General features: G+C 57.9%; 5 protein-coding genes and 2 pseudogenes. All 7 read right to left on the bottom strand.

Annotated elements, in window-relative coordinates; all coding sequences use genetic code 11:
* On the bottom strand, positions 1-341 hold a 341-nt coding region (tnpB, locus tag QZ196_RS17240; protein ID WP_296428587.1), incomplete at its 3' end, for an IS66 family insertion sequence element accessory protein TnpB.
* Positions 338-763 carry a transposase gene (locus QZ196_RS17245; RefSeq protein ID WP_296428589.1) on the bottom strand — a complete coding sequence of 142 codons (426 nt, stop codon included), beginning with the start codon at positions 761-763 and terminating at the stop codon, positions 338-340. The genes tnpB and QZ196_RS17245, both read right to left, overlap by 4 nt.
* Positions 764-815: 52 nt before the next feature.
* A pseudogene (locus QZ196_RS17250) lies at positions 816-1,966 on the bottom strand (TRAP transporter large permease subunit); the annotation flags it as partial.
* Positions 1,963-2,511, bottom strand: coding sequence for a TRAP transporter small permease (locus tag QZ196_RS17255; protein ID WP_296428592.1), 549 nt, complete (start codon positions 2,509-2,511; stop codon positions 1,963-1,965). The pseudogene QZ196_RS17250 and the gene QZ196_RS17255, both read right to left, overlap by 4 nt.
* A gap of 28 nt (positions 2,512-2,539) precedes the next feature.
* Complete coding sequence (locus QZ196_RS17260; protein WP_296428594.1) at positions 2,540-3,571, bottom strand: TRAP transporter substrate-binding protein; 1,032 nt, start codon at positions 3,569-3,571, stop codon at positions 2,540-2,542.
* Between the two features lie 24 nt (positions 3,572-3,595).
* Positions 3,596-4,417, bottom strand: a complete 822-nt coding sequence (locus QZ196_RS17265) for a putative hydro-lyase (RefSeq protein WP_296428595.1) — start codon at positions 4,415-4,417, stop codon at positions 3,596-3,598.
* A 33-nt stretch (positions 4,418-4,450) separates the two neighbouring features.
* Positions 4,451-4,632 (bottom strand): annotated as a pseudogene (locus QZ196_RS17270) (hypothetical protein); the annotation flags it as partial.

The following is a 4,632-nucleotide window of genomic DNA, read 5'->3' on the forward strand; positions in this document are numbered from 1 at the left end:
ACCCGGGCAGGCGGAGCACCCCAATCCGGACGCCGCCAGTCGATCCCTTCCCACAACATCGCAAGCTGCGCCGAGGTCAGCCGCATCGCCCCATCCTGGGTATTTGGCCAGGGGAAACGGCCTCGCTCAAGCACCTTGTAGTAGAGGCAAAATCCCTGCCCGTCCCAATAGAGCAACTTCAGCCGGTCACCTCGACGGCCCCGAAACGCAAAGACCGCACCACTGGCCGACTTTTGCCGCAACACATCCTGCGCCAAAGCGGCCAGACCCGCAATCCCCTTGCGCATATCCGTCACCCCACAGGCGAGATACACACGCACACCAGTGCCGGGGCCGATCATGCAGTTTCCACCGAGCGGATCAGCACCGACAGCGCAGCAGGATCGATCGCGCTTTCAAAATGCAAACTGCGCCCGCCACGCAGACGCAATTCAACCGCAACCGGCGGCGGTGCCTCAGCTAGCGGCGGCTGCGCAACCAGCACGCCGGCCGCAACTGGCATGTCCAAAGGAAAGAACAGCGCCCCGGCATCGGGCGACCACAGGCCCTTCTTCTTGAGGTCATGCCGCCACGCATAAATCTGCTGCCGGGTCACCTCATGGCGCTGTGCCACCTGCGTCACCGTGGCCCCGTCGATCCCGACCGACGCGACAATCTCGAGCTTGTCCTCGTCACGCCAAAAGCGCCGCCGCTCCAGCCCAAGAATTTCACCACGCATCGCAGACCCCGCATAAGACACGTCGTTAACGACGTCGTTAAACACGTGTCTTAAACCAAGGCGCCGAGCTCAGGCAGGCGGTGACAATGGCGTGGTTACCTTGCACCACGTAAAGGTTCAGACCAACAGGCGGTGTGATCAACGCCATTTCAATCAGCACGATCATCAAAATTCCGAACCAGATCGTATCGTAGCCCTGTTCGACCACGAGCGGCACAATGATCGGGATTGTCACCACCATCAGCGAGAGGGTTTCAATGAAAAAACCCAGTACGATATAAAGCACAACCACAACAAAAATCGTCTTGAGCGGTGTCAAACCCATGCCTGTCATCATGCTGGTCAATTCCCGGCCAACCCGGCAGAGGCAAGTGTGAAGTTCAAAAATGACGCCCCGATCACGATCAGCATGATCATCGAAGTGACCTTGACGGTCCCCAGAATGCTGTCCCCCATCATCCGCAACGAGACACCGCCAAACGCCAGCGCAATCAGCAATGCGCCAGCCACGCCGACGGCTGCCGCCTCGGTCGGGGTTGCCCAGCCGCGGTATATGGACCCGACGATCAGACCAAAAAGGATGATGATCGGCACCAGATCAACCAGCGCGCGCAGCATCTGTGGGAATGGGAATGTGCGCCGCAAACCACCAAGCTGGGGCCAGATCATGCAAAGGATCGCCGTGATCGCCATGAACGCGATCGCAAGGCCAAGACCGGGCAACAGCCCCGCCAGAAACAGTTGCGGGATCGAGGATTGGGTCAAAAATCCATAAACAATCAGGTTGATAGACGGTGGGATCATGATGCCCAATGTGCCACCTGCGGCAATTGCACCGGAGAAAAGCCGTGGGTCATAGCCCAGTTTTTCAGCCTGCGGCATGGCAACGGTGGCAACGGTGGCCGCAGTGGCCACGGACGACCCAGAGGTGGCCGAAAACATCGTGGCAGTCGCGATATTCGCATGGACCAACCCACCCGGCAGCCAAGACACCCAACGATCAAGCGCGGCGTAAGTGCGGGTGGCCACGCCACTGCGCACAAGGATTTCGCCCAGCAACACAAAGAACGGGATGGCGATAAGCGTGGCAGAGTTCGACGCCGACCAGACCATATTGCCCAGACCCCGGCTAAGCGGGAAGCTCGAGAAGAAGGTATCAACACCAAATCCAAGCAAGAAAAGCACGATGCCAACGGGGATGGACAACGCAAGCAGCCCGAGAAGGCTAACGGATACAAAAGCGATCATTGCAGCGTATCCTGCTCAGCAAAGGCACCGGCAAAGCCTTCTGTTTCATCATGGCGACCCTTGATCACAAGGCTTAACGCTGCCAGCGTCACAAGGCACGACATGACGGCGAACCAAACCCAGCCCGCGAACCACGGCAGCTGTACGAGCGCCAAAGGCGTTTCCAGTGGGCTGTTCGCGCGGGAGTTATTGGTCAGCGACCGTTCCACGACTGGCCATGCTCTGATCGCGATGCTGACAATGACGCCCGACATGACAATCAACGAAAAAACGTCAAACAGGGCGCGCCCGAGAGACTTCACCCGACTGCGCAAAAGGTCGATGCGGACGTGCCCAAGCTCCAACAGGGTGAACGACATCCCCCAAGAGGTCGCGAGCGCCATCGTATAGCCCGCGATTTCTTCGGTTCCGCCAAACGACGTGCCGATCTGGCGCATCACGATATCAAGCAGGACAAATCCTGCACAGCCGAACAACCCCAGACCGACAAGCAATGCCACCCCTTTGTTGATTGTCCGCAACTTCGCGATCAGCTTCAGTTCCATTTCGGCACGTCCCCTTCATTGCGGTTGGTTAGTTGATTGTTACGCCAACAACCTTGCCCACGCTATCGTTCCACCGTTCGGCCCAATCCCCACCAGCGCGTTCAGCCCATTCCGGCAGGACGACAGTCGTCAGGATTTCGCGCGCTTTGGCAAAATCCGCATCGGATGCTTCGACCAGAACCATCGACCGCGCTTCGCCGGCTGTGCATTCGCCATTGCCAGTCAGGCAGGCAATGGCATTGACCAGTGCGCCCTGCGCGCTGTCCCATGCCGGATCTTCGAAACCTGTCTTTATTTGGTCCTGAATAAGCGCCTGTGTATCGGAGTCCAAACCATTCCATTTATCAAGGTTCATCGCCGTCACGACAGAATCCCATCCGCCCAGCGGCAGCGGCATCAGATGTGTCGACACTTCCCACCAACCCGCAGAATAGCCGGAACCGGCCCCCGTCACGGCACAATCGACAACACCATTTTGCAGTGCGCCGGGTACTTCTGCGAAGGACACATTGACGCCTTCGGCGCCCAGTGCCTCAAGCAGTTTGGCGGTCATGCGGCCCGACGCGCGCACCTTCAGGCCCTGCATGTCGTTCAAATCGGAAATTTCGTGGTTGCAGAAAACGATCTGCGGTGGGTACGGCGCGATGGCCAGCACCTTGGCGTTGAAACGGTCGCGGTAGATGTCGTCAACCATCGGGCGGGCCGCGTTCACCATCGCGCGTGCCTCATCCGCCGTCAGCGCAACGAGCGGCACGTCAAGTCCTTCGAGTTCAGGCGCGTCCGCAACGGCATAGTCCGCCACAGTCATTGCAACGTCATAAACGCCCTGCCCGAGCAGCGGATAAATATCACCCAGACCAAGACCCATCTGATTGTGCGTGGTCAGTTCGACCGTGATGTCGCCGCCGGACGCCTCTGGCAGGGTCGTATTCCAGAACGGTGCTTCATAGTCGTTGTGCAGTGGCAAGCTGGACCAGCTACCCACGACAGAGAGTGTTTCGGCACTTGCTGGCAGGGCAAGTGCCGTGGTCGCAGCGAGAGCGGCAAGAGTGATACGCATAAGATTTCTCCTTGTTGATTTCGTTTATTTTGTGTTGAGGACCGTCGTTTCCGCATCTTCGGCCACATCCGCGATCAACATATGACCCGGCGTATGTGTGATGCAGAGAGGTAGTTTTGCGTCGAGAAGGACATTTTGCGGCGTCACACCACAGGCCCAGTAAACCGGCACTTCGCCAGGACGAATATCCACAGGTTCGCCCCAGTCAGGCTGGGCCAGATCAGCAATGCCAATGTCGCCGGGGTCACCCACTGCAATAGGTGCGCCATGCGCCTGGGGATATTTCCCGCTGATGGCATAGGCGGCAGCAATTTTGTTTTCGGGGATCGGGCGCATTGTCACAACCATCTCGCCTGCAAAGGGGCCAGCGGGTACAAGTGCAAGATTGGACCGATACATGGGTACGTTCCGCCCCATTTCGACGTGACGCACTGGAATACCATTGCGCTGCAGCGCATTTTCAAAGGTAAATGAACACCCCAGCGCGACAGTGACAAGGTCATCGGTCCATAGTTCCGTGATATCGGTCGTTTCGTCCGTCAGAACCCCGTCGCGAAAGACGCGGTATTTGGGCACATCCCGCCTTATGTCGATATCATGGCCCAGTGTCGGCAGATATGGATTTCCCGTATCGCCAACACCAACGACGGGGCATGGTTTTGCATTGCGCTGACAAAACCGCAAGAAATCCAACGCAAACCTTTCGGGCAGGATGGCAAGGTTACACTGCAGCTTGCCTGCGGCCAAACCGGACGTCTGGCCGGTGTAGGCGCCCGTGCGAATTGCGGCACGAACATCAGCCGCCGACCGGTTTATCAAATCGGTATGAGAAACAGATTTGGACATTAACAATGCTACCTTCGTCGTGATACTCCAGCCTCACACGACACCCAGTATGAGAACGGCAATGCAAAAGTGAGCCACGGAAGTGGTGAGATTGTCTTGCTGCGGGCAGAGTAAAACTTTGCCACTTTGGCCCTTTCTGTTTGCAGGGAGGGCGGGGGTATTTTCAGCGTGGAACTTTACAGGAAGGTCCGCCTCGCGCGTCGAGGCGGCATGAG

Origin of the sequence: Yoonia sp., from assembly GCF_017854565.1 — a bacterium.
Classification (GTDB): domain Bacteria; phylum Pseudomonadota; class Alphaproteobacteria; order Rhodobacterales; family Rhodobacteraceae; genus Yoonia.

Coding starts and splice junctions, on each gene's coding strand:
- QZ196_RS17255 (WP_296428592.1), bottom strand. CDS start 2,511: ATGGAACTGAAGCTGATCGCGAAGTTGCGGACAATCAACAAAGGGGTG.
- QZ196_RS17260 (WP_296428594.1), bottom strand. CDS start 3,571: ATGCGTATCACTCTTGCCGCTCTCGCTGCGACCACGGCACTTGCCCTG.
- QZ196_RS17265 (WP_296428595.1), bottom strand. CDS start 4,417: ATGTCCAAATCTGTTTCTCATACCGATTTGATAAACCGGTCGGCGGCT.